Origin of the sequence: Methylomonas sp., from assembly GCF_023228165.1 — a bacterium.
GTDB lineage: Bacteria > Pseudomonadota > Gammaproteobacteria > Methylococcales > Methylomonadaceae > Methylomonas.
In genome coordinates, this window is sequence record NZ_JALOBS010000010.1 from 41,757 (window position 1) to 65,922 (window position 24,166).

Genomic DNA, 24,166 nt, shown 5'->3' on the forward strand with positions numbered 1-24,166 from the left:
GTTATTTACTCAATTTTTCTGGAACAGGATCAATGCCGCCCTCGTGGAAGGGGTGGCATTTTAATAATCGTCGAAGCGTGAGGTAGGAGCCCTTGGCAGCACCATGCAGTTGAATAGCCTCCATGCCATAACTTGAGCAACTGGGATAGAAACGACATCTCGGTCCCAGTAGCGGGCTTATGAAGTATTTGTAAACCTTGATCAGGGTTATGAGCAGGAATCGCATCGATCTACCAATTTAAGCCAATGCCTTTCCAATGACTTCCTCAAAATTTGCACGTCCGCATTTGCTGCGTCACCGCGCGCCAATACCACAATATCTATGTTGACAATCTGTTGTTTTTGTAAGCGAAAGCTCTCCCGGACAATTCTTTTTATGCGATTCCGTGCGACTGCTTTTTTAATGGCTTTTTTGGCGATGGCCAATCCCAGCCGCGGATGCGGCAAAGGACTGTTGATCGCTAGCACTGTAAAATACTTATCACTGGATTTTACAGGGTTTGAAAAGACATTTTTATATTCGGCGGGCGTCCTGAGCCGATATAAATCGGGAAAACCGAAGTCTTCGGCTGACAATTAGACTGTCAAGGAAGCGCGGCCTTTCGCTCTGCGCGCATTGATCACTCTGCGCCCGCCTACAGTAGCCATTCTGGCACGGAAGCCGTGGGTTCTGGCGCGTTTAAGTTTGCTTGGTTGATAGGTTCTTTTCATGAGAGTTTGCCTTATTAAATAAAACGGATAAAAAAGGCTGCGGATAATACGTGAACAGCTTCATACTGTCAATTTGACTTGGTATTATCAAATTGGTAGAACATAGAGTACTGTATAAAAATAAGTGGGAATTTTCAACATAACAGCAGGAGTTTAGACGTGAACAAATTCAACCGTTCGGTTTCATTAATGGCAGGGTTGCTATTGGCAGGCTGTGCGACAACTACAGGTTGGAGGCCTACCGTGGATACCTATAACGACAGGAATGCATATAGACTCGACCAGGATATGCAGGAATGCCAGCAACTGGCGTCGCAAGCCGCCAGCTCTTTCAAAGAGACGGCCACAGGAGCTGCTGTTGGCGGTTTGATTGGCGCTGCTGGCGGCGCGGCAATTGGCGCGGTGACCGGCAATCCGGGTAAAGGCGCGGCGATTGGTGCGGCGGCGGGCGGCATAGGCGGCGGGGCCAAGCAAGGCATACAATCCGACGACGGCTATAAAAACGCTTACAGAAGTTGCTTAAGACAGCGTGGCCATACTGTCCTCAATTAAAGTTCCAGCCATCCTCGATTGCAGGTGATTGATGTCTCAGGTTATCTGCAATCGTTACCTTAGTTGCATTTGTAAAATTTCAATGTCTGGCGACTTTTAGCGCCTAAACAGCTGCTGTTTAACAGTCTGCTTTCTTTCGACGCGTATTCACTGATTTGATCAAACGTCGGCGGGTGTATTTTTTACCTGGGGTATGACGCTTTTGGGCATGGGTACCGGTTATTTTGCATAAAACAGGATGCGAGTTAGTTTTTTTGATAAAAAGACCTAAAATTTATCAGGAATATAACAATAAGGTGTGGACATGAAACCCGGTATTACCCCCAATAACACAGAATACAAATTGGCCGAGGAAGACTTTATAGTCTCCAAAACGGACAAGTCCGGTCGGATAACCTATGCCAACCGGATATTTATGGAAATAGCAGGCTATCCGGAACATCAATTACTAGGCGTACAACATAACATCATACGTCATCCCGACATGCCGCGAGGGGTGTTTCGGTTTATGTGGGATACCTTGAAGTCCGGCGAGGAATTTTTCGGGTTTGCCAAAAACCTCTGTGCCGATGGCGGCTTTTATTGGGTCTTTGCCAATATCACGCCGGACTATGACAAAGATGGAATATTACAGGGTTACTATTCCGTGCGGCGTAATCCGCCGCGCTCGGCGCTTGAAGTCATTACCCCGGTTTATAACGAAATGTTGGCTATAGAAAAAAACAGTTCCGTCAAGGAGGCGCCTGTTCAGTCGCTGGAGTACCTTTTCGATGTAGTCAAACGAACCGGGTCCAAAAGTTACAACAACCTGGTGCTGCAGCTGTATAAACCCAACGGAGTATCGAAATGAGCAGAGTCAGCGCTAATATTCCGTTTTTGAAAACCCGGGTAAACTACGCAGTTGCGGGTATCTTGTTTTTCGCGCTGGCACTGTTTGCCTATTGCCTGATGGCGCAGGGTTTTTCCTGGGTTGCGTTGGCTTTGACTATTCCGAATCCCGTCATCGCATGGTACATCTGGAAAACCGCCAAACAAAATCTGGATGTATTGGGGCGCATGGAAGACGTATTGAGATTGACTAACCATGGGGAACTTTACCACCGTGTTACAGGCACCCGTGGTTTGGGCGAAGTAGGTAAGGTGGCTTGGGAATTGAACGAAACGTTAGATATCATCGAGTCGTATTTTAAGGAAATCAATACTTGTTTCAATGAGGCCGCCAAAGGAAATCATGATCGGTATGCCTTGGGAGACGGGTTACCCGGTTTGTTAAAGCAGTCGACCAAAGACATGAACTCGGCATTGGAGCAAATGAATGAAAATGCCAAGTTGATGGTGAAAAGACGCCTATCCGCCGGCCTGCATTCTCTAAATACCGCTAACCTGTCAGGCAATTTAAAGGCTTGTCAAAATGATCTGATTGGTATCACCGAACAATTGCAAAAGGTGGAAATCATTACCATGGAAACCGGCCGCAACGCCGATGACAGCCTGGATACCGTAGAGCAGATCAGTTCGTCATTGCAAAATATTAACGCCACGGTTCATTCGGTATCGGAAGTGATCAGCGATTTGATCAGCGATAGCAAAAAAATTACTGAATCATTATCCATGATCACCGGGATTGCCGATCAAACCAATCTGTTGGCATTGAATGCATCCATAGAAGCGGCCCGGGCCGGCGAACATGGCCGCGGCTTTGCCGTTGTCGCCGATGAGGTGAAAAATCTGTCGGAACATACTAAGAATGCTGCCTTGGAAGTGTCCAGAACGTTAAAGGCCTTTAACATGCGCGTCGGACAAATGCATCAGGAGGCGGAAAGCTCTTCGTCGTTATCGCAGGAGGTTATGCAGCAGGTCAGCTCGTTCAGGCACCAGTTTGCAGGGTTATCCGATTCGGCAAAGGCTTCTGTGGGGTACATTACCTATGCCAAGGATAAGTCTTTTGGCTTGTTGACCAAGCTGGACCACATTATCTACAAGCAAAACGGCTATATTGCGATCGAAAGCCATGACGATTGTCCGGAATACCGCGCCATTAAAATCGATAATCACAACTGTCGGCTGGGTAAATGGTATTACGAGGGTATCGGCTATGAAAAATTCCGGACCACCGAAGCATACGGCCATTTGGAAATACCCCATCAGGATATACACAGAACCACGCAATTGGCCTATGAAATTTCACGTGGAAATTGGGAAACCGATGCAGTGAAGCTGGATGAAATCATCAAACAAATGCATGCGTCGGAAGCGGCTAGCAATTTGGTCATGCAATACATCGACGAGATGGTGGAAGAAAAAAATCGCTTGAAATAAATTAATAGCCCGGATAGCCCAATGGCTATCCGGGCTATTATTATTCAGGCACTTTTGTCGGTTGTAGGTTAGCTTTCTTTTTCCAAATGCCGTCTTGGGCAAAACATGACCAGCCCCATTGCAGCCAATTCAATAGCGCCAGCGCCATCCACAAGGACCAACCCAGCATCAGTATCCGATAAACCATCATCGGCACGGCTACCACGGTTGCGGTTGGCAAGCTGGGGCCGCTGTGATCCTGATACCAGTTCAAGTTTAGCGCCGTGGATTGATTGCCGGTAATTTGCATATCCGGCGCGCCGAGTAAGCCTTGCTGGACGGCGGCAAATAGCAATATTACCGCTGTCAGCGTCAACAGTCCTAAACCTACTTGCACCAAATTAAAATAAGTTGGCGAGGTTGGAGGGTATTTTGCCCGTGAACCCAGCGCAAACAGCCAAGCGATTACCAGCAGACCGGCTGCGATATGGATTTGGCTTAAGCCCAGCAGCAGCAGAAACCAATGCCGGGTTTTTAACGGGGTTAATGGGGTTTTGCCTAGTCCGATGGCCAATAACAGTAACACGGCTACTAAACCCCAAATTAACGCGGCAGGGCCGAATTTTGGGCCGAAAGTGAATATCACCCAGCGATCCTGACCGTTAATTACTTGTATTTGGCTGTTGACGCTAGCGATGCCCAGGTCAACCGAAGGTGTGGTCAAGATGGTGGCCTGTTCGTTTTGCGTCTGCCAACTTAAGGATATTTGCTGCGCACCCGGCCTAATCGGCAGCGTGACGGTTAGGTCTTTTTGTCGGATAGGTTGGCTGACGCCGTCAATCGCGACGTTTTGCAGCACGGCTTGTGGCGGTAGTTGCACATTATGCTGGCCGCCCTTGGAGCTGCGCATGTGCAAATTCAAACTGGCTTGCTGGCTGCGTTTACCGGGCTGAATGCTCAATTCGGTTTTGTCTATGGTCAGGGTTGGCCCGGGCACTGCGGCCGGCCGGCTGATTTGCAAGGTTACGCTCTGACCCGGCCAGGGTCGCCATTCGGGTAGCCAGGCCCCCTGTTGGTCTTGATGGTGCACAACGGCAATGCCGCTGGTTTGTAAATGCCAGGTCGGGCTGACGTCGGCACGCCATAATTCGCTCCAAGCGGCATTTTCGGCGGCGGTTAACTGCAATTGTTCGCGTTTTTCCAATAGCGACTGCCATTCCAGGCTGGCTTGTCCGGCTGGTATGTTGACCAGGACTTTACCGTCTTTAACGTGAATTTTAGCGCTGGTGACGGCTTCTCCCGGAAGCAGTGGGAATTCTAAAACCACCGGGCTGTCGTTGCCGGCCAATTTGACAACCCGTGTGGCGACGCGCCAGTCCAGGCCCAATTGCAAGGTTCTTTCGATGCGTACAAAGGCCGGCATGGCGGTTTGCAGCAATTGTTTGGTTTGCCGAGTCGCTTCGGGGTTGAGGCGGGTAAATTCCAGTTGCGGGCCGGTTTTAGCGTCTTCGTATAACCCATCGACTCGCCATCCTTCGCTATCGATATGCGTTTGTTGCGGTTGCAAGGGTAAAGGCAGGGTAAATTTATACTGCGGCGTATGCCGGCCTTGCAACAAGACTTTATGCACACCCTCATCGACCCCCAACCAGAGTGAGCCATCGTTTTGTCTGACTAAAGCCTGGGCGGGATGACCGTCGGTAGTGATCTGTTCTGGAAACCACTGTTTCAATTGGGCAGGCAACGGCACGGCGACCGCTTCTTGCGCATGAATCGACAATTCTATTTGCATGCTGTCCGGTTTGATATGGATAGCCATGCTGGCGATTTGCGCACAGGAAGGCAAGCATTTCGGTGCTTGTAATAGCCGGGATTTTAACTGCTCCAGCAGGGCTTGATCGGGTATGTCCGCCCAGCTGTCATGGCCGGGCATCATCAATATCGGTACCAGCAACCAGACAGGCGCGGCCGGAAAGGTGATACGCCATCGGTTGTTGACCAGACCCAGCATTTTTAAGGTCAGCAATGCCGCCAGCAAGGCTTGGGCAATATGCAGCAACAAAGTCCAGCCGGGTGACAAATACCACAGCCGGATGGCCTGCTGGCTATCCACCGCGCCGTTCCAGACGAGTTGCACTGTTTGCCACTGCCATTGCGGCAAGCCCGGGCCGGTTTGCAGATTGGCCTCCGGATCAATACGATCGAAGTTGGTGGCGGAGCCGTCATCGCCGGCCATGCTGGAATAGGCCTTATTCATCATTTTTCGGGCTAAGCGTGGGGCGGGCGAGGCGGGCGGGGCCATGCTCAGTTGTTCCTCGGCAATGCCGCCGCTGAGTGCATCGCTCTCGGTATAATAATTGGCTTGAATCGGTTGCCAAGATCTTTCCAGTTGCGGGTAAATACCGATACGGATTTGCGCTATCATGAACGGCACCACGATTATGATCAGGCTCAGCCAGCAGAGATTGCGATACCACTTCACCCAGTGCGAAAAGCGGTTCGCCGGCAATACTTTTAATAATGCCAGGGCTGCGAGCGTATTCAGCCATATCCAACGTGGCGCCTCGGCCTCATGCCAGAACAAGGCTAGGCTAAACAGAGCCAGCAGCCCCCATTGCCAGCACCACAGCCGGCCGATGGCCAATGCCACGATCAACACCAAAAACAGGTCGAGCAAGGTCCAGCGGGTCAGCCAGCTATCGGGATCGTTGTCCACGCCGCTGACGGCCAGCAGACGCCAGCCGGGCGGGATATTTAATTCAGCCTGGGCCTGTTGAAAGGCTTGTTGCCAGCCGACGGCATTCAGCGTGCCGATGTGGTTGTCGATACGGCTATCGGCCTGTAATTGTATGGCGCCTCGGCGAACTTCGACGCCCTGCCGCCGATCGCCAAGCTGGGTTATCAATTGATTTTGCCCGTTCAGCAACACTTGTCCCAATGACGTATTAGGTAAAGCGTTCAAGCGCCAGTCGCGGGTCATTTTGCCGTTGATCCGGTCGCTAACAGTGTAACCGCCACCGTCGAAGTCCAGCCAGAGTTTGCGCTGTAAATTCAATTGATTGGGTTCGGGTTCGGGATCGCCTTGCCGGATCAAATTAAATTGCATGCTTTGCCCTTGTTTGATCTGATAGGTTGGTAGATGCCGCCATTCCGCCGGTAGGTTGGTTTGGCTGGCGTCTATGGCAGGCAAGCCCGTGACTTCCACCAGACGTAAGGCAGGCATGGCCTGAAATGCCCATAATTCGGATGCCGGCCAATTGGGGTCTTGAACGGCGAAGTCCAGTTTCAGCAGTGGTCGAGGGTGACGGGCTTGTAAGGTAATGCTCCAACTGCCGGGGCGGACCTGCAGCAACAGGCTGCCATCGGTTTCGATGCGGGCAGGCAGTGGGCTCTCGAGCCCAACCGGAATAAAGTCTGGTAACAATGCATGCGGCAAGCTGATTTCACGGGCCGTGCCGGAGATGTTTAATTGCAGGCGCGTATTGATTTGTAAAGGGTTGTCGTCAATGACTTCTCTAAAGACTTGCAGGTCCTGACTATCCTGTTGAGTATCGGCTGAAGCGGACGGACCATGCAACCAGATTGCGCCTTGCTCGATACGCGGATAGGCGATGGATTGGCGGTTTACGGATAATTGAACCAAACCGGAATTCTGGGCAACCGCAAGGCTTTCCGGCAGTTTATCCCAGTTGAATTCGCCACTGACTTGATAATGACCGGCGGGCATCCGAATGGCCGGCTTGTTTTGGTGTTCTAGCACCGCAGCCGGCTGTTGGTTGACCATCACCTGTTGCGGCCAATGCCGGTTGTCGCCGGGCAGGATGATCCAGTCGGGCTGATATAAGCGCCATGCGCCGCTAAATCGGCCATTGCGGTCCTGCAATTCCAGCTTTAACGGGCCGGGCCAACTGCAGGTTTTCTGCTGAAAGTTGTTATGGAAAAACGGGCAGTCGAATTGGGTCTGATCGGCCAATACCCAAGATACCCAGGGTTTTAATGCGTCCGGCACGGTTTGGCTGTCAAACGCTGTTGCCAGATAAGGCCGACAAAATAGCAGCAGAAATATCAAAAATTTGCGGGCGTCAGTCATATTTATTGCTCCAATGAAGAATGCAAGGGCAAGTTTAGCCACAAATAGCGGTTAGAATATTCGTGAATAATAAATTGCAACAGCTGGATGAAGTTGCAACGCCGATTAAAACTGTTGAAGGGTACTCTTTGATGTTGAACTTGGGGCGGATTTTGGGTTTATGCTGTGCGTTTTGGCTGGCTTGCCTGAGCCCGGTTTGTGCCGACACATTCTACACAGCGGGTGTCGAAGGTTGGCTGCATAACTTGCAGGATTATCTCAATCCGCACCATCTGCCCCATTATCAACCGACGTTCAGTACTGAGCCCAGGGTGCAGGTAAAGGAATACATTGTCGGTATTCATCCGCTGCACAACCCTAAACGGCTGTTTGAAGTATACGGGCCGATTGTCGAACATATCAACCAGCACATGCCGGAAGTTGAGTTTAAACTGGAGGCATCCCGGAATTACCAGGAATTCGATAAAAAACTGTATGGAGGCTATTTTGACATTGCCATGCCGAATCCCTATCAAACCATTAATGCCTTGCAACATGGTTATCGCGTGTTTGGAAAAATGGCGGACGATGAGGATTTTCGCGGCATCATATTGGTACGCAAGGACAGCGGTATTAACAGCGTGGCCGACCTTAAGGGCAAGGCGGTTTCGTATCCCGCAAAAACGGCACTCGCCGCTACCATGATGCCGCAATATTTTCTGCATACTCACGGTTTGGATGTGAACAAGGATATCGAAAACCGCTATGTGGGGTCGCAGGAATCTTCGATCATGAATGTGCTAATGGGCGATGTGGCGGCGGCGGCTACCTGGCCGGTGCCTTGGAAATTATTTTTGGCGGAGCACCCGGAGCAAGCAGCCGAATTGGAAGTGAAATGGCAAACCGAGCCGCTGCAAAACAATGGCTGGGTGGTCCGAAAAGACATACCTGTCGAGGTCATTGATAACTTTTCTCGTCTATTATTTTCGCTGCAAGATAGCGATGAGGGGCGGGCCATGCTGGCAGCCGTGCCCGTGTCGCGTTTTGAAGTCGCTAACAATCAAACTTATGCGCCTGTCGAGGCATTTTTGCAGCGCCTTAACCAAACCCTGCATTTGCCAAGGCCATGACTGCCTTTTTCCGCTTTCGATTGTGGGAGTCGCTGCGCCGGTTTGGGCGGGAGTCCATACACCGGCGTCTGGCCTTGGCTTTCGGTGGGGTTTCATTGCTGATGATGCTGGGCTTGGCCGGCTTGTTATTAAAGCAGCAACAGCACATTTTGGACCAAACCAGTATATTGCGGGCGAAGGCGCTTGCCAATGGACTGGCAAACAGCAGCAGCTCCTGGGTGTTGGCGAATGATGTGGTCGGCCTGCAGGAGATTCTGCAAGGGTATGCTCAAACCCCTAACTTAATTAGAGCGTTCGTGCTTTCGCCGCGCGGGCAAGTGCTGGCGTCCACCCGAACCAATGAAATCGGTCTATATGTGTCTGATGATTTGAGTCAGCAGTTATTGAGCCGGCAGCAGCCAAAAACCCGGTTGTTGCTGGCCGATCGACATATGATCGATGTGGCGGTGCCTATTACGGTGAATGCGCATCTGGTGGGGTGGGCGCGTATCGAACTGGATCAGCAGGCCACGCAGGCCAACTTACGCTCGGTGGCCGTCGCCAGTTTAAAGTTTATTGTGGTGACGGTAGTGGTATTGCTGCTGGTATCGTTGTGGCTATCGACCAGTCTGATCAAACCCTTGCAGTCACTGATGAGAGTGGCGTCGGCCATTGAAACCGGATCTCGCGCCGAACGCAGCCAGCTGGAAGGCAATAACGAAATTAGCCAGTTGGGTCGGTCCTTGAACAATATGCTGGATACCTTGGTGCGTTCCGAGCAGCAATTGGATTTGTTGAACCGGGTTTATGCGGCATGGACCGAGAGTGTGGCCACCATTGTGCGCGAATCCGACGAATACAGTTTACTGACGCGGATATGCAATATTTTGAAGGAAAAAATCCGCTTACGCTTAGTATTCGTCGGTATGCTGGATGCGTCCGGACAGATCAAGGTGTTGACGCATAGCGATAGCGAGCCGGGTTATGTCGATAAGCTGCATATTAGTGTCGACCCGCGTTCGCCCTACGGCCAAACCGTTTTGGCCCGTGCCATACGCCAAAAACAACCCTGCATTTTGAATGATTTGCTCGGCGAACCGGAAGCGCAATTCTGGCATAAATTGGCCAGGGAGGCGGGTATACAATCGGTTGCGGCATTTCCATTGCTGCGAAACAAGCACATTATCGGCGGCTTGGCTGTGTACTCCGAGCAAACCTATTTTTTTAGCGACAGCATCATTACGTTATTAAATGGGTTGGTCAACGATATCTCCTATGCCTTGGACAATTTCGATCGCGAAAGGCAACGCACGCAAGCGGAAATCGAACTCACCTTGGCGGCCTCGGTGTTCGAGAATAGCCAGGAAGGCATCATGATTACCGATGCCGATAAGACCATCCGCCGGGTCAACCTGATGTTTAGCGTGTTAACCGGTTATTCGGCCGAGGAATGTATCGGTAAATCCCCCAAACAAATTGCTTGTTGGCCGCAGCAAGCGGCTCTGGATCTGGCCGTTTGGGATAATGCCGATGCCGAGCAATGCTGGCAAGGCGAGGTCGACAGTTGCCGTAAGGACGGCGAGCATTATCCGCAATGGTTGTCCATCACAAAGGTTATCAATCAACAGGGACATTTGACGCATTACGTGGTGACGTTTACCGATATTACCGAACGCAAGCTGAACGAAGCGCGTATTTATAAATTAGCGTTTTACGACCCGTTAACGGATTTACCCAACCGACGGCTGTTGCTTGAAAAACTGGAGGCCGCATTAATCGCTAATCAGCGTAAAGGCGGTTACGGGGCCGTCATGTTTCTGGATTTGGATCGCTTCAAAATTTTAAACGATACCCAGGGCCATAATTTAGGCGATCAGCTATTGATCGAAGCCGGCAAGCGTCTCTGCCGGTCGGTGAGGGAAGTGGATATGGTTGCTCGCCACGGTGGGGATGAGTTTGTGGTTTTGCTGGAAGAGTTATCGGCGAACGAACAATCCGCGGCTATTAACGCGCAAAAAATCGGTAACAAAATCCTCAACGAAATGAATCAGGTCTACTGCTTGCATCAAGTCAACCCTGACGGCACTACCGCCCTGGTGGAACACTATTCCAGCGCCAGTATCGGGGTGGCTGTGTTTCACGGTTCGGGTCTCAGCAGCGAGGATTTGCTGAACCAGGCGGATATGGCGATGTATCAGGCCAAACAGGCCGGGCGCAATACCTTGTGTATGTTCGACCCGCAAATGCAGGCCGGGCTGAATAAGCGGGCCGCATTGGAGGCTGAGTTACGTAATGGCGTGGAGCGAAATCAGTTCAAGTTGTTTTATCAAATCCAGGTGGATCAGTGGGGGCGGGCATTAGGTGCCGAAGCGATGTTGCGATGGCAGCACCCGCGGCGCGGAATAGTGGAACCGAGGGAATTTATTGTCTTGGCGGAAGAAAGCGGGGTAATTGTGGGGTTGGGAAATTGGGCTTTACTGGAGGCCTGCACGACTTTGGCGACTTGGGCCCGGTTGCCGTCAATGGCGGATTTGAATTTGGCGGTAAACATTAGTGCCAAGCAGTTGAGTCAGCAGAATTTTGTGGAACAGCTGCAAACCATGCTCAGCCGAACCGGTGCCAATCCGAAGCGGCTAATATTGGAAGTTACCGAGAATGAGGTATTGGGCAGCGTGGAAAATACTATCGCCATCATGCAAGCATTAAAAGAGCTGGGGGTAGGCTTTTCGATGGACGATTTCGGCACCGGATATTCTTCCTTAACCTATTTGCAGCGTCTGCCGCTGACGCAGTTGAAAATAGATCGTTCGTTCATCAGCGGCTCAAGCAATGTGCGCGATCATGACTCGATTGTTCGGACCATCCTGGTTTTGGGGCAAAGTCTGAATTTACAAATCATGGCCGAAGGGGTGGAAACCGAGCAGCAGCTCGATTATTTGATTAGCGGCGGTTGCCAATATTTTCAGGGGTATTTGTTTGGCTATCCCGAGCCCTTAGCCGAATTTAATGCCCGGTTTAACCGGCAAACAAGCTGATTCGTTGGCTGGGTGACGGCTTATCGCAAGGGCTGCGGGCCGGTTACACCGGACCGGCCAACAAGCAGGGTTATTTCTGACTCAATTCAATTAAATCGCCCGATTCGCCGGCTAATAGGCGTTGTAAGTGAAAGGCGGCCAGTTTGTCGTCAGGATACGAGGCGACCAATTGTTGAAATGCGGAGATGGCTTCGGGCCGGGCGGCGCACATTAGGTCATGGGCTGTCTGGTAGGCTGCCAGTGCCGCGGGGTTGAGGCGTTTAGCGTCTAATGGCTCGTAAACCTCTAAAGGTATGGATTTGCCCTTTACCAGTAGATGGCCGATCCGGCGCCTGGCTATGTCAGGACAGCCGGACAGGGTGGCCGCCGACGCACAGATCAAGGTGCCGACATATTTGTTGGCGCCTTCCAGGCGCGAGGCAGTATTGACAACGTCGCCCAAAGCCCGATAGTCGAAGATGGTTTTGCCGCCGAAATTTCCGACTATCACTTCTCCGCTGTGCACGCCGATACGGGTTTGGCCGAAAGCGAGACCTTGGGCATTTAATTCGGCGGCATAGTGGTCGGCATAGCGCTGCATATCCAAAGCGCATTGGATGGCCCTGTGTTGATGGTCGTTTTGTTTGACGGGGGCGGAGAACATGATGGCCACGGCATCGCCGACTATCCTGTCCAGGGTGCCTTGATGGGAAAAGGCAATAGCGATCATATTTTCCAGATAAGCATTTAACAGACTCACGGCTTGGCTGGGATCCAGGTTTTCCATCAGCGAAGTAAAATCAACCAGATCGGTGAAGACAAAACTGCAAGTTTGGCGCTGTCCGCCCAATTCCAGCTCCTCGGGGTGGCTGATTAAATATTCCACCAGATTGGGCGAGATATAACGCGAAAAAGCCTGCTTGACCCAACGTTGGCTGCGTTCGCTGTAAATATGCCGAAAAATGCTGGTAAACAGAAATACCACTAGTAACATTAGCGAAGGCACCAGGGGATCGAGCAGAAAGCGCCAGTCGGCATAGGCGAGCCAAGCTGTGCTCCACAACAGTATCAAGGCCAGGAAAAAGCTGAAAAATGAAAAAATTGCATCATGGCCCAGAGCGATACCGCCGATTAGCAAGCCGCCAATTATGATAACCAGCATTTCCAAAGCAGTTGCCCAGCTAGGTCTGATCAGGTGCACGCCGGCGAGGATTTGTTCCAGGGCCTGGGCATGGATTTCTATACCGGGAATAATCCCGCCTAGCGGACTAAAGCGCAAATCCATCAGCCCTTGTGCCGAGGCGCCGATTAACAGGATTTTGTTGTGCAACCGGCTTTTGTCTATCCTGCCCGCCATTACCTGCCAGGCGGGAATATAACGCCGGTCGTCCGCTTGACTGTAATTGATCCAGATTTCGCCGCCGGCTGTGGTCGGCACTCGAATATCGCCTATGCCGATTTCAGCCAAACCCAAGCCGTTCGGTAGGCTGCGCAGAGTATAATTATTAGTCTTTTGAGCGAGCCGCAAACTTTCCGCCGTCAGGGACGGTACCAGGCTATTTTGATAGCGCAACAGTAACGGTACTTTCCTGACCACGCCGTCGGCATCGGCAATAAAGGTTAATGCGCCATTACCGGCCGCAACGTTTTCCAGGATGGGTAAGGGCGACAACGCGCCCTGAAATAGCTGCAAAAAAGGTAGCGGTGATGCGCCGATCTGCACGTAATGGGCTTTGACGGCGGGCGGCGCTTGCGGGGACGGGGCCGCCGACAAGGCAAAACCCAAAGAGATGGTGCTGCGCCGAATGGCTTCGGCCAACACTGCGTCATGGTCCGGCAGGTTGCCGAGTAATTGTCTTTTCTCGGCGGACAGCTGCCAAAAGTCCAACATGGCTTGCGGCGAGGTGCGGTCTTTTTCGGCGAATATAATATCGACGGCGATGGCGGACGGTTCGGCGGCCTGCAAAATAGTCAGCAGTTCAGCTATGCGGGTGCGCGGCCATGGCCATTGGCCCAGCCGGTCCAAGCTGGCATCGTCGATATTGATGATCCTGACCGGGATGTCCTGGTAAACTCGCGGCTTAAGGCGTTGAAACTGATCGAAGGTGGCGTTACGAATGATTTGTAGCGGCAGCGGCTCCCACAGATATAGGCTGCCGCAGCCGAGTATGGCTGTTACCAACACACCGCAACCGAGTATCAGTCGGAGTGGAGTGGCTTTTAATAGCATGGCGTCTGCAGAAAGGAAGGAAAATGCGTCGGCGGTTACGAGGAGGGGCCGATAAACTCATATATATCCACTTCGTCTATCTGTTCGGGCTGCAAGTATTTAGTGGCAAATTCTTTATAAACGCCGGATGTTAAAAATAGCTCGAACACATTGGGATCGATGTGGCGGTTGTTTTTCATGTTGCAGAGAATTTTTAACGATTCGGAGAGTTTGTACGGTTTTTTATAAGGTCGGTCGGAGGCTGTAATGGCTTCGAAAATATCGGCAATCGCCATAATACGCGCAGGGATGGATAAGTCGGTTTCAGTGAGTTTACGTGGGTAACCGCGCCCGTCCAGGGTCTCATGGTGGGTGGTGGCGTATTCGGGCACCCGCTGCAAAAAATCCGGGAAGGGTATTTTTTCCAGCAGATTGATGGTTTCGATGATGTGTTCATTGATCTTGTAGCGTTCTTCAGCTGTTAGCGTACCCTTTTGAATGGACAGGTTGTAAATTTCGCCATAGTTGAACATGTTCTCCGGGATGGTCATTTTGATACCCAGTGCCGGATCGGGCACTTTATGAAGCGGGCGAGGTACGATGTGCTTGGGCTTGTCCGAAAGTAGCCGTTCGGTTACCGGTAAAGCGGGCTTATCGTCGGCTTGCAAGCGCATGCTGTCTTGTTGCGAGAGTCCTAGGGTGTCGTCGAAATAGCGTAACCAAGTTTTTTCGGCGATGCTTCGGATGCGTTCGCAATCGCGGGGATGCATCGATTCGCTACCCATATTGCTGTTGGCGAGAAAGGCAAAGTCGCTCATCAATTCGGCTTTTTCTTGTTCGAACTGTTGATTGGCTTCCTGGGCCTTCCCGCCGCTCAGCAGCGTTTCGAGTCGCCGGATGTTGGCGTCGCGCAATAATACTTCGAATCGCATGCGGATTTCATGTATGCGGTTATACAGCATGTCCAATTTGGTGGCTTTTTCAATCACATACTCGGGCGTGGTGACTTTGCCGCAATCATGCAGCCAGGCACCTACTCTAAATTCCAGCCATTGGTCTTCGGAGTCAAAATTAAAATGTGCCAGAGGGCCCTGGCTTTGCTTGCAGGCGGCTTCGGCCAGCATCATGGCCAATTCCGGTACCCGCACGCAATGGTGGCCTGTATGCGGGCTTTTGGTGTCGATGGCGGATGCTAAAACCTGAATGATGCTTTCTGTGGTGGCTTTTTGGCCTTCAATCAGTTGTATATTATCCAGTGCGACCGCGGATTGAGCTGCCAAGGCTTCTACCAGTTCGACAATGTCTTCGGGAAAGGGAATGACGGCTCCGGTTTCGGGGTCCAATGCATTGATAAACTGCAGAATCCCGATTACCTGGCCGTTGCGCGGGGCCATGGGTACGGTTAATAGCGAGACGGTCCGATAACCCGTTTTTGCATCAAAGGCTTGGGTACCGCTGCAGTCGAAGCGGGTTTCTTCGTAAGCATTATTGATAATGACGGTTTTATTATGGTTGGCCGCATAGGTTGAGGCATACCGATCGTTGATTGTTCCGGAGATGGGATCATACAGTTCAATTTCCTCAAATGGCAGCGCATCATCACGTGTGCGGATCGCGAAGCGTAACGATTTATTTTGGGTGACCAGAAAAATGGTGCCGCCGTCGCAATGCAGGAGTTTTTGGCCCTCGTGGAGGATGTGCGCCAGTAACCGGTCGCGGCTTTTTTCCTGCGACATCATTAAGCCGCTGTCGATCAGCGTGTTCAATTTAGCGGTTCTGATCCGGACTTGATGTTCAAGCTGATCCTGCGCGGCTAGATGGTCTTTGAAGCAGTGCCGAAAAGTCAGTGCGTTTCTGGTTTTTAACAGCACGTCATTGGTGGCCATGGGTTTTGTTATGAAGTCGGTAGCGCCCATCTCCAGGGCTGCGTTGCGTCTGTTTTCCGATGCCGGGTCGGCTAAAATCAGGATGGGTAGTTCGGGTAACAAAAAATGCTGTCGCACTAGCGGCAAAACTTTGTCAATATCCAGTCCTTCGGCATCAATGTCCAAAAACAATATGTCAAAATTACCCCTTAATAATTCTGGCATGATTTGGTCTGCGTCAGTCAGCAGGTAGGTGTCGCAGCGGCTGGTGCAGGCTTCAATGCCGCGCTGCAAATCCGGCCCGGCAATCCCATTACTAAACAGCAAGGCCAGATTGTGAGCTTGTGGTATGGCTATATTGGTTAGGGGTTCGGCGTTCACGATGGCTATTTGTGCTGGATCAGTAGGGTGATTAAGAGAGGGCCGAGCTTTTCAAACTACCTTGACACCGGTTTAACTAAAAGGTTTTGGATGTTTTCGCCCGTTATCCGCAATGTATGACTATTATTTAGTCTTGTCTAGTGATTGAGTTAAATTGTCGGCGACCTGAACCAATTAATTGCGAATAAGTATAGACGGTCGGGAATATTATTAATACAGAGCAATCCATGCCTTTGGGAGGGGAAATGATAAAGATATGTATCACAATGCTGGCATTGGCTTTAAGCCTATTGTCGGTGGATGTTTGGGCTGAGAGTGATGTGTTGGGATTTGTGAAAATTGTGGAAGGCGAAGCCAGCATCACGGCCGAGCAGGGCACCGTTCCTGCTCGGCCAGGGCTGCCGGTGTACATGGGGAATTTACTGAAAACGGCTGAGAATGGGCGATTGGGGGTGACTTTTAAAGACAATACGATCATGTCGTTGGGGCCCGATACCGAGCTTCGTATTGATGAATATCTGTTTGCGCCGGCCCAAAGCGAGTTGAAATTGGCGGCAAGTTTGCTTAAAGGCACCTTGCACTATATCTCCGGCGTGATTGCCAAGCTTAAGCCGGAAGCCGTATCGGTAAAAACGCCGGCCGGTATTATCGGCGTTAGAGGCACACGCTTTTTGGCTAAGGCGGAGGCGGAATAATGTTGAAAACTAAAAATAGTACACTCGCTTGTTCGCCTGCTCGGGCGATTTTACTGTTGCTTGCCTTGGGGTTAAGCGGCTGTTCTCAATCCTATGTGGTTTTGTTGGCGGAAGACGACGGCAGCCTCGGCAAGGTAGAGGTTACCACCCCGCAAGGAACCACCCTGTTGGAAAATAACCGGGATGCCGTGAATCTAGAGGGCGAAGCCGGGAAAACTTTTCTGGTCAGCGAACAGCAGATCAAGGAAGACTTCGGCGCCGCAATAGCGGCCAGTCCGGAAAAACCGCGGTCATTTTATTTGTACTTTGAAGGCGGCACGGCCACATTGACGGCGGAATCCATGGCCGATATTCCTGAAATCATTGCCGAGATCAAGCGGCGTCCGGCGGCTGATATTTCAATTATCGGCCATACCGACACGATAGGCGATGAACAAACCAATGCCAGTTTGAGTCTGGAAAGGGCTAAATCGGTAGCGGCGATATTTACGGAGGTTATGCCGGATGCCGGCAAAGTCACGGTGGATTCGCACGGGGAAAAGAATTTGTTGATAGCAACCCCGGATAATACCGATGAACCCAAAAACCGCCGGGTTGAGGTCACTGTCAGGTGATCAAGCTGGATCGGTAACCGGCAACACTGGTATTGCCGGTTACCGGTGTTTATTTAATTGACCTTGATCAATTCCACATCGAAGATCAACGCGGCGTTGGGGCCGATGTCACGGCCGGCGCCGCGTTCGCCATAGGCCAGCTTAGACGGTATGAAGAAGCGGTATTTCGCACCTTCTTTCATTAATTGCAGGCCTTCGGTCCAGCCGGCAATGACCCGGTTAAGCGGGAAGGTGGCCGGTGCGCCGCGTCCATAGGAGCTGTCGAACTCCTTGCCGTCTATGGTGGTGCCTTTGTAATGCACGGTGACATTGTCGGTGGCTTTGGGCGCTGCGCCCGTGCCTTCGGTGAAGACAAAATATTGCAGCCCGCTGGCGGTGGTCACGATGCCGGCATTTTGAGCGTTATCCGCCAGGAATTTTTCGCCGGCGGCTTTGTTTTCGGCGGGAGGGGTGGCATTGGCCATAGAGAACATAATAAATCCTGTAATAAATGCGATTAAAGTAGCTATGATGCGGTTTCTTAAAGATTTCAAGGGTTGCTCCTGGTAATAAATTATTATTCAACGGGGTTACAAGCCATAACCTGTTTCGCCGTATCAGGACATAGCTAGAGTTATTCCGAGCTGAGGGTTTGGTTACCGGCGATTAGTTACCGGAATAGTTTATCAGTTTTCGCTGTCCAGCTCTTGTCTGCAAGTGGCCAATTGTGCGTCGTATTGCCAGGCGCGCTGATGGACTTTTTGGGCGACATTCATCAACCAACGTTTGTTTTTATAATGTTGCCGGCGGTAACCGGTATGGCCTTCGTGGTAAGCCAGGTAAAGATGTTGTGCGTCGGTGTAAGGAATGCCCAATTTTTTGTTACTAATCGCACAGTACCAAGCCACGAAATCGCAGCTATCGGCGAAATCTTCCCGATCGGCCCAGCGGTTGCCTGTTTGGTGCTGATAGTCTGACCAAGTACCATCCTGGGCCTGCGGGTAGCCGAAGGCGCTGCTGGAGCGAAACCAGGGTATAAAGCCCAATAGCGTGGGCCGGGGCGGTTCGGCATCGGCGATAAAGCTGGATTCTTGAAAAATGATGGACATCTGCACCGCGATCGGCACTCCCCAGCGACGTGAAGCAGTCAGGCTGGCCTGGTACCAATCGTCTTTTTCCCGGAAAATCTGGCAAACGTTTTGTGTGTTTTTGGGGGGAGTGGTTGCACAGGCCGATAAAAGGACTAAGATTATGATCAATAATGAATTTAGTTTCATTCCATCCGTCCTCCTGGTTAACATAAACGTGAAGTGAATGACATGATAAATACGATACAGTTGGAAGAGAATAGGGCCTACCGTAAAAATCTTACCAGCAATGGCTTAATTTATCTCGGTTTTGAAGAGCATCCCATCAAGGTCATCAATCTGTCGTTGACGGGATTTCTGGCGGAATTAAGCGATAAACACGCCGAGCACCGGATAAAAGACATTTTTCATAGTTTACAAGTTTCGCCGCGCGTGGACATCTATTTGCCGAATATGCGGGTAGCTGGAGAAGCGGAAGTGGTGCGGGTCGAAGCGGTTGATGATGGGCTATTGATAGGCATTGAGTTTCGGGAGCTGTCGTACGACATCGACAATTTGCTTTACAACCGCCGAGCGTATCGTAAAAACATCAGCACGTTGGGAGAAATTGTCATCGACGGTAACAGCCATGTTTTTACCACCCAAAATGTGTCGGTAGACGGTTTGATGGTGCGTGTTGCCCGGGTACTTGACGTCGAAGTCGGCAGTCGCTCGGCTTTTAGCTTCAAAGAGTTGCAACTGGAGGGCGAAGCCGAAGTGATTTGGGTGGAATTGGATGAACACTCCAGTTTGCTGGGGCTGAAATATGTGCACCTCGAGCGGGAGATGTTTCCCGGCGTACCTCGTTTTGTTCGAGATCAGGCGTTATCCGCCTGACAGGCGTGCTCTGTTCCGGTTTAGCCACAAGTCACCCGCCAGCCCATGGGCCGCAGTCTGGTTGTCCGCCCGGCCTAATAATTTCAAAGCGACGGCTGTCGTGCCTATCACGGTCGCCTCGGCAAATTCATCTTCCCACTGGCCTTGCCACAAGCTTGCCAATTGTTGCGGATCCAGCTGGTCGGCTTTCATGTGGCGCCGGGCAAATAGCGCAGGCCAGAGCTCATCGATCAGTTCGCCGTTGCCGACGCTCTGCACCAGGCAGTCGACGTCAGGATTCCGTTCCGTTTCACCGCCTTCGCCTTTTAACACAGCCATATTGCGTTCGCCCAATAACAACGCAGCCTTTTGATGTACTTGCCGGTAGCTGGGGTGAAAAATACCTTGGATGCTGTGGCTGGCCTGCATCGGGTTCAGTAAGCGCACCAAAGTGTGTACCGGCGAGCGCAAGCCCATTACCGGACGCAGATTGACCATATCGTAGAGCATGGGGCAAATATGTTGCAGCGACAGATAGCTAAAGTTGCTTGTCGACAGTTGCTGTTCGGCTTCCGCCATAGAATGCGCCGCCGGTACGCCTAAAGTTTCCAAAACCTTTTCGGTATATAGCCTGCCCTGGGTATGGCCGCCGGCGCCGTGCATGAATACCTTGATGCCATTTTCCGCCAGTAAAAATGTTGACAGCAAAAACCAAGGCAAATGACGGCGTTTGCCTGCATAAGACGACCAATCTAAATCGACCGGTATCGAGGGGCTGTGCGGAAAACTTTCTTTCGCTGCCGACACAAAGCCCGCCAATTCTTCGCAAGTCTCTTCCTTGACGCGCATCAGCATTAAAAATGCGCCCAGCTGAATCGGCTGTACTTGGTCGGCCAGAATCATTTTCATGGCCCGATAGGCCTCATCTTGAGTGAGAGGCCGAGAGCCTTTTTTGCCCTTACCCAAAATTTTGATAAATTCGGCGAATGGATGTTCCGGTTCGGTTAGGCTCATGACAAGGACAGTGGGAAGTAGTGATCGATTAACAAAGCGGCAAATATCAGCATTAGATAAACTATCGAATAACCGAAGGTGCGCATGGCGGTTTTATTGTCTTTTTTTCGCATCATTTGCACGGCGTAATACAGAAATCCCAGTCCCAGCAGCACCGCGGAAATTAAATAAATCAACCCGCTCATGCCGGTCAGATAAGGCAGCAGGGTGGTGATCAGCAGCAAAATGGTATACAGCAGGATTTGCAGGCGGGTAAATTCCACCCCATGTGTAACCGGCAGCATTGGAATGGACACTTTGGCGTATTCCTCGCGGCGGGCAATGGCCAGCGCCCAAAAATGCGGGGGTGTCCAAACGAAAATGATTAATACCAGCAACAGGGCGTGGTGATGGATTTCCCCGGTAATGGCCGTCCAGCCCAGCAAAGGCGGTGCGGCGCCGGCAATGCCGCCGATGACGATGTTTTGCGGGGTCATTTTTTTTAAGTACACTGTGTAAATCACCGCATAACCAATCAGCGACAGAAAAGTCAAAAATGCGGTCAGGGCATTGACTTTAATAATCAGCACAGCCATGGCAATCGAACCGATGATACCGGCGAATAGTAGTACATTTTGCGAATTCAAGTCGCCGGTCGGCAAGGGGCGGTTTTTGGTGCGGGCCATTTGACCGTCGGCGATTTGGTCGATGAAATGATTGATGGCGGCCGCGGAAGAGGCTGCCAGGCCGATACCCAACGTGCCGTAAAAAAAATTGCCGAACGGCGGCCAGCCGGGAACAGCCAGCAACATACCCACGATGGCGGTAAACACGATTAACGCAACCACCCTGGGTTTACAGAGTTCCAGATAGTGCCGCCAGGATAATACGCTGCTTTTGTCTGTCATTCGGGTCCGAATAGTTTATATGCCATTAAAGCTATAGAATAACAGTGAACCTTTGAATATTGAAATCGTCACAGGCGCTCGTCTTTTCTATCAATGAGGGAGTTATGAAATTGGAATTGTTGAAACCCGGTATCGCAGCAGCGATGTTGCTTTACCCAGCTTGGCAGGCCTTTGCGGAAGACGGCAAAGTGCATGAACAAGTTTTGGATAATGGTCTGAAAATACTGGTAAAAGAAGACCATAGGGCACCCGTGGTGGTGTCGCAAGTGTGGTACAAGGTCGGCGGCAGTTACGAACCCGGCGGTATCACCGGCATTTCGCACATGCTGGAGCACATGATGTTCAAGGGCACTCAACAATATCCGGCCGGCGAATTTTCCCGCATCATCGCCGAAAATGGCGGCCAGGAAAACGCCTTTACCGGCAGCGATTACACCGCCTATTTTCAGACCCTGGAAAAATCGCGTCTGGAAATCAGCTTTAAGCTGGAAGCGGACCGGATGCGCAATCTGGATTTAAAAGCCGAAGAATTGGAAAAGGAGCTGCAAGTAGTCACGGAAGAACGTCGCATGCGTACCGAAGACAAACCCCGCGCCAAAGCCCAGGAACAATTCAATGCGGTCGCCTTTACCAATAGCCCGTATCAAAATCCGGTGATCGGCTGGCCGTCCGATATCGCCAATTACAAAGTCGAAGACCTTAAAGCCTGGTATCAAAAATGGTACGCCCCCAATAACACCACCTTGGTGGTGGTTGGCGATGTGGATGCTGGGCAAACCATCGAATTGGCCAAACAATATTTTGCCGGCTTAAAACCCAGTGATATCCAGCCTATCAAGCCGCAGGACGAAACGCCGCAGAAAGGCGCACGTAAACTCACTGTTAAAGCGCCGGCCAAATTGCCTTATCTGATGATGGGCTACAAAGTGCCGGTATTGAACACGGCCAAGCCGGAATCGGAAGCCTATGCGCTGGAAGTGCTGGCCGGCATTCTGGACGGCGGTAACGGAGCCCGTTTGTCGACACGCCTGATTCGCGGCCAGCAAATCGCTGTTTCCGCCGGAGCGGGTTACGACATGAACTCGCGTTTGGCGGATATGTTTTTGCTGGAAGCCACGCCGGCGGAAGGCAAAAGTGTGTTTGACCTGGAATACGCCTTGAAGGACGAGGTCTATAAACTGCAAAGCGAATTGGTGAGTAAAGAGGAATTGCAACGCATCAAGGCGCAAGTGTTGGCCAACGACATTTACCAAAAGGATTCAAATTTTAATCAAGCGCTGCAATTGGGCTTGCTGGAGACGGTAGGCATAGGCTGGCAAAAAGCCGATGAGTATGTGCGGAAAATTAACCAGGTCACGGCCGAGCAAGTGCGCGAAGTGGCGCGTAAGTATCTGATCGAGGACAGTCTGACCGTGGCTTATCTGGACCCGCAACCCATCACCGAAGCTCCCAAACCCGCAAAACTGACTGGAGGTCACCATGCGTTTTAATCTGATCGGCTTGTTTTTGCTGATATTAAGCCAGGCAAGCTGGGCAAATGTCGCCATTCAACATTGGCGGACCAGCCATGGAACCAGGGTCTATTTTGTGCAGACACCCAGTTTGCCGATGGTGGATATACGGGTGGCGTTCGACGGCGGCAGTGCCCGTGACGAGGCTCAATTCGGTTTGGCTGCCTTGACCTCGGCCATGCTGGATACCGGTGCCGGCGAGTGGAATGCCGACGATATTGCCAACCGTTTCGATTCGGTAGGGGCCGTTTTTTCCACGGGTGTCTCGGAAGACATGGCCTGGCTGTCTCTGCGCAGTCTGACGGAGAAAGCCTTGTTCGATAAGGCTTTTGGTACCTTTCAAGCGATTTTAAATACGCCGGCATTTAATGAAGACGATTTTCAACGCGAAAAGAATCGTACTTTGGCGGGCTTGAAGCATAGGGAGGAATCGCCCGGCGCCCTGGCCGGCATCGCTTTCAACAAAGCTTTGTACCACGATCATCCTTATGCGCATCCCGAAGAAGGTCTGGTGGAAACCGTAGCCGGTTTCGAAGTCGACGATTTGAAAGCGTTTTATAAAAAATATTACGTTTCGGCTAACGCCATGGTAGTGATTGTGGGCGATTTACAGAAGTCGCGGGCCGAGCAGATCGCGGAAAAATTAATTGCCGGCTTGCCCGTGGGCGAAAAACCCGCCCAAATTCCGCCGGTGGTAATACCCACCCAGGCCACCACCCAGCGCATAGCGTTTCCGTCCAGCCAAACCCATGTATTATCGGGCATGCCGGGCACGCATCGTAAAGATCCCGACTATTTTGCCTTGTATGTGGGCAATCATATTTTGGGCGGCGGTAGCTTGGTATCCAGATTGTTCGATGAGGTGCGGGAAAAGCGCGGATTGGCGTATAGCGCATCCAGCCAGTTCATGCCCTTATATCGAGAAGGTCCATTCGTCATGAGCTTGCAAACCCGCAACGATCAAACCGATCAAGCGATAAAAGTCATGGATGAAACGTTAAACGATTTCATCAAAAATGGTCCTACCGAAGCGGAGCTGGTAGCGGCCAAGAAAAACATCACCGGCGGCTTTGCCTTGCGTACCGATAACAATGCCAAATTGACCGATTACGTCACCATGATCGGCTTTTATCAGCAGCCTTTGGATTATCTGGACCAGTTTCCGGCCAAGGTGGATGCTGTCAGCGTTGCGGATATCAAGGATGCCTTCCAGCGCAGAATCAAGCCGGAATGGTTGCAAACCGTCACGGTCGGCGGCGCGGGTTCCCTACCCGCCGCCGCACTTCCACCCTCCCTGGCGGTCGGCGGCAAATAA

20 protein-coding genes are annotated in these 24,166 nt (G+C 51.4%); 10 read left to right on the forward strand and 10 right to left on the reverse strand.

Going from position 1 to position 24,166, the window contains the following annotated elements:
• Nucleotide 1: 1 nt before the first annotated feature.
• Genes yidD through rpmH form a run of 3 tightly spaced genes read right to left on the reverse strand, consistent with a single transcriptional unit; the run spans nt 2 to nt 711 of the window.
• The gene (gene yidD / locus M0R33_RS09180; RefSeq protein ID WP_292568051.1) at nt 2-226 is read right to left on the reverse strand and encodes a membrane protein insertion efficiency factor YidD; all 225 of its coding nucleotides are present in this window, start codon (nt 224-226) and stop codon (nt 2-4) included.
• On the reverse strand, nt 208-576 hold the full coding sequence (gene rnpA / locus M0R33_RS09185; RefSeq protein ID WP_292568053.1) for a ribonuclease P protein component: 369 nt from the start codon (nt 574-576) through the stop codon (nt 208-210). Before rnpA ends, yidD begins: the two co-directional genes overlap by 19 nt.
• Complete coding sequence (rpmH, locus tag M0R33_RS09190) at nt 577-711, reverse strand: 50S ribosomal protein L34 (protein ID WP_013820710.1); 135 nt, start codon at nt 709-711, stop codon at nt 577-579.
• Between the two features lie 189 nt (nt 712-900).
• Between rpmH and M0R33_RS09195 the strand changes: the two genes are divergently transcribed.
• From M0R33_RS09195 to M0R33_RS09205, 3 genes are all read left to right on the forward strand, one after another.
• Complete coding sequence (locus M0R33_RS09195; RefSeq protein ID WP_292568246.1) at nt 901-1,263, forward strand: glycine zipper family protein; 363 nt, start codon at nt 901-903, stop codon at nt 1,261-1,263.
• Between the two features lie 304 nt (nt 1,264-1,567).
• A complete protein-coding gene (locus tag M0R33_RS09200) occupies nt 1,568-2,113 on the forward strand; it encodes a PAS domain-containing protein (protein ID WP_292568063.1) in 546 nt (181 codons plus the stop codon).
• On the forward strand, nt 2,110-3,582 hold the full coding sequence (locus M0R33_RS09205; RefSeq protein WP_292568065.1) for a methyl-accepting chemotaxis protein: 1,473 nt from the start codon (nt 2,110-2,112) through the stop codon (nt 3,580-3,582). The genes M0R33_RS09200 and M0R33_RS09205 overlap by 4 nt, the downstream gene beginning before the upstream one ends.
• A 40-nt stretch (nt 3,583-3,622) precedes the next feature.
• Here the strand turns inward: M0R33_RS09205 and M0R33_RS09210 are convergent, their stop codons facing one another.
• Nucleotides 3,623-7,651: a hypothetical protein gene (locus tag M0R33_RS09210; protein WP_292568067.1), complete on the reverse strand. Its 4,029-nt coding sequence runs from the start codon at nt 7,649-7,651 to the stop codon at nt 3,623-3,625.
• A 62-nt stretch (nt 7,652-7,713) separates the two neighbouring features.
• On the opposite strand from M0R33_RS09210, the gene M0R33_RS09215 reads away from it, so the two are divergent.
• Both M0R33_RS09215 and M0R33_RS09220 read left to right on the forward strand, forming a co-directional pair.
• Nucleotides 7,714-8,760 (forward strand): phosphate/phosphite/phosphonate ABC transporter substrate-binding protein, encoded by a 1,047-nt coding sequence (locus M0R33_RS09215; protein ID WP_292568069.1) that lies wholly within the window; start codon nt 7,714-7,716, stop codon nt 8,758-8,760.
• Nucleotides 8,757-11,774, forward strand: coding sequence for an EAL domain-containing protein (locus M0R33_RS09220; RefSeq protein ID WP_292568071.1), 3,018 nt, complete (start codon nt 8,757-8,759; stop codon nt 11,772-11,774). Before M0R33_RS09215 ends, M0R33_RS09220 begins: the two co-directional genes overlap by 4 nt.
• 70 nt (nt 11,775-11,844) lie before the next feature.
• Here the strand turns inward: M0R33_RS09220 and M0R33_RS09225 are convergent, their stop codons facing one another.
• Both M0R33_RS09225 and M0R33_RS09230 read right to left on the reverse strand, forming a co-directional pair.
• On the reverse strand, nt 11,845-13,983 hold the full coding sequence (locus M0R33_RS09225) for an adenylate/guanylate cyclase domain-containing protein (protein WP_292568073.1): 2,139 nt from the start codon (nt 13,981-13,983) through the stop codon (nt 11,845-11,847).
• Between the two features lie 35 nt (nt 13,984-14,018).
• Nucleotides 14,019-16,208 (reverse strand): HD domain-containing phosphohydrolase, encoded by a 2,190-nt coding sequence (locus M0R33_RS09230; RefSeq protein ID WP_292568075.1) that lies wholly within the window; start codon nt 16,206-16,208, stop codon nt 14,019-14,021.
• A 245-nt stretch (nt 16,209-16,453) separates the two neighbouring features.
• Between M0R33_RS09230 and M0R33_RS09235 the strand changes: the two genes are divergently transcribed.
• Both M0R33_RS09235 and M0R33_RS09240 read left to right on the forward strand, forming a co-directional pair.
• Nucleotides 16,454-16,903, forward strand: a complete 450-nt coding sequence (locus M0R33_RS09235; protein WP_292568077.1) for a FecR domain-containing protein — start codon at nt 16,454-16,456, stop codon at nt 16,901-16,903.
• Nucleotides 16,903-17,517, forward strand: coding sequence for an OmpA family protein (locus tag M0R33_RS09240; RefSeq protein WP_292568079.1), 615 nt, complete (start codon nt 16,903-16,905; stop codon nt 17,515-17,517). Before M0R33_RS09235 ends, M0R33_RS09240 begins: the two co-directional genes overlap by 1 nt.
• A gap of 53 nt (nt 17,518-17,570) precedes the next feature.
• Here M0R33_RS09240 and M0R33_RS09245 read toward each other — a convergent pair whose 3' ends face one another.
• Both M0R33_RS09245 and M0R33_RS09250 read right to left on the reverse strand, forming a co-directional pair.
• Nucleotides 17,571-18,050: an FKBP-type peptidyl-prolyl cis-trans isomerase gene (locus tag M0R33_RS09245; protein WP_292568081.1), complete on the reverse strand. Its 480-nt coding sequence runs from the start codon at nt 18,048-18,050 to the stop codon at nt 17,571-17,573.
• A 132-nt stretch (nt 18,051-18,182) separates the two neighbouring features.
• The gene (locus tag M0R33_RS09250; protein WP_292568083.1) at nt 18,183-18,773 is read right to left on the reverse strand and encodes a hypothetical protein; all 591 of its coding nucleotides are present in this window, start codon (nt 18,771-18,773) and stop codon (nt 18,183-18,185) included.
• Nucleotides 18,774-18,815: 42 nt separating this feature from the next.
• On the opposite strand from M0R33_RS09250, the gene M0R33_RS09255 reads away from it, so the two are divergent.
• Nucleotides 18,816-19,460 (forward strand): PilZ domain-containing protein, encoded by a 645-nt coding sequence (locus M0R33_RS09255; RefSeq protein WP_292568084.1) that lies wholly within the window; start codon nt 18,816-18,818, stop codon nt 19,458-19,460.
• On the opposite strand, the gene M0R33_RS09260 is transcribed toward M0R33_RS09255, so the two are convergent.
• Nucleotides 19,449-20,453, reverse strand: a complete 1,005-nt coding sequence (locus tag M0R33_RS09260; RefSeq protein ID WP_292568086.1) for a glycosyl transferase family protein — start codon at nt 20,451-20,453, stop codon at nt 19,449-19,451. The two genes, M0R33_RS09255 and M0R33_RS09260, sit on opposite strands and share 12 nt — an antisense overlap.
• Entirely contained in the window at nt 20,450-21,340 is an 891-nt protein-coding gene (gene cyoE / locus M0R33_RS09265) for a heme o synthase (RefSeq protein WP_292568088.1), read from the reverse strand. Before cyoE ends, M0R33_RS09260 begins: the two co-directional genes overlap by 4 nt.
• A gap of 104 nt (nt 21,341-21,444) precedes the next feature.
• Between cyoE and M0R33_RS09270 the strand changes: the two genes are divergently transcribed.
• Both M0R33_RS09270 and M0R33_RS09275 read left to right on the forward strand, forming a co-directional pair.
• Entirely contained in the window at nt 21,445-22,830 is a 1,386-nt protein-coding gene (locus M0R33_RS09270) for a pitrilysin family protein (RefSeq protein WP_292568090.1), read from the forward strand.
• Nucleotides 22,820-24,166, forward strand: coding sequence for a pitrilysin family protein (locus M0R33_RS09275; RefSeq protein ID WP_292568092.1), 1,347 nt, complete (start codon nt 22,820-22,822; stop codon nt 24,164-24,166). The genes M0R33_RS09270 and M0R33_RS09275 overlap by 11 nt, the downstream gene beginning before the upstream one ends.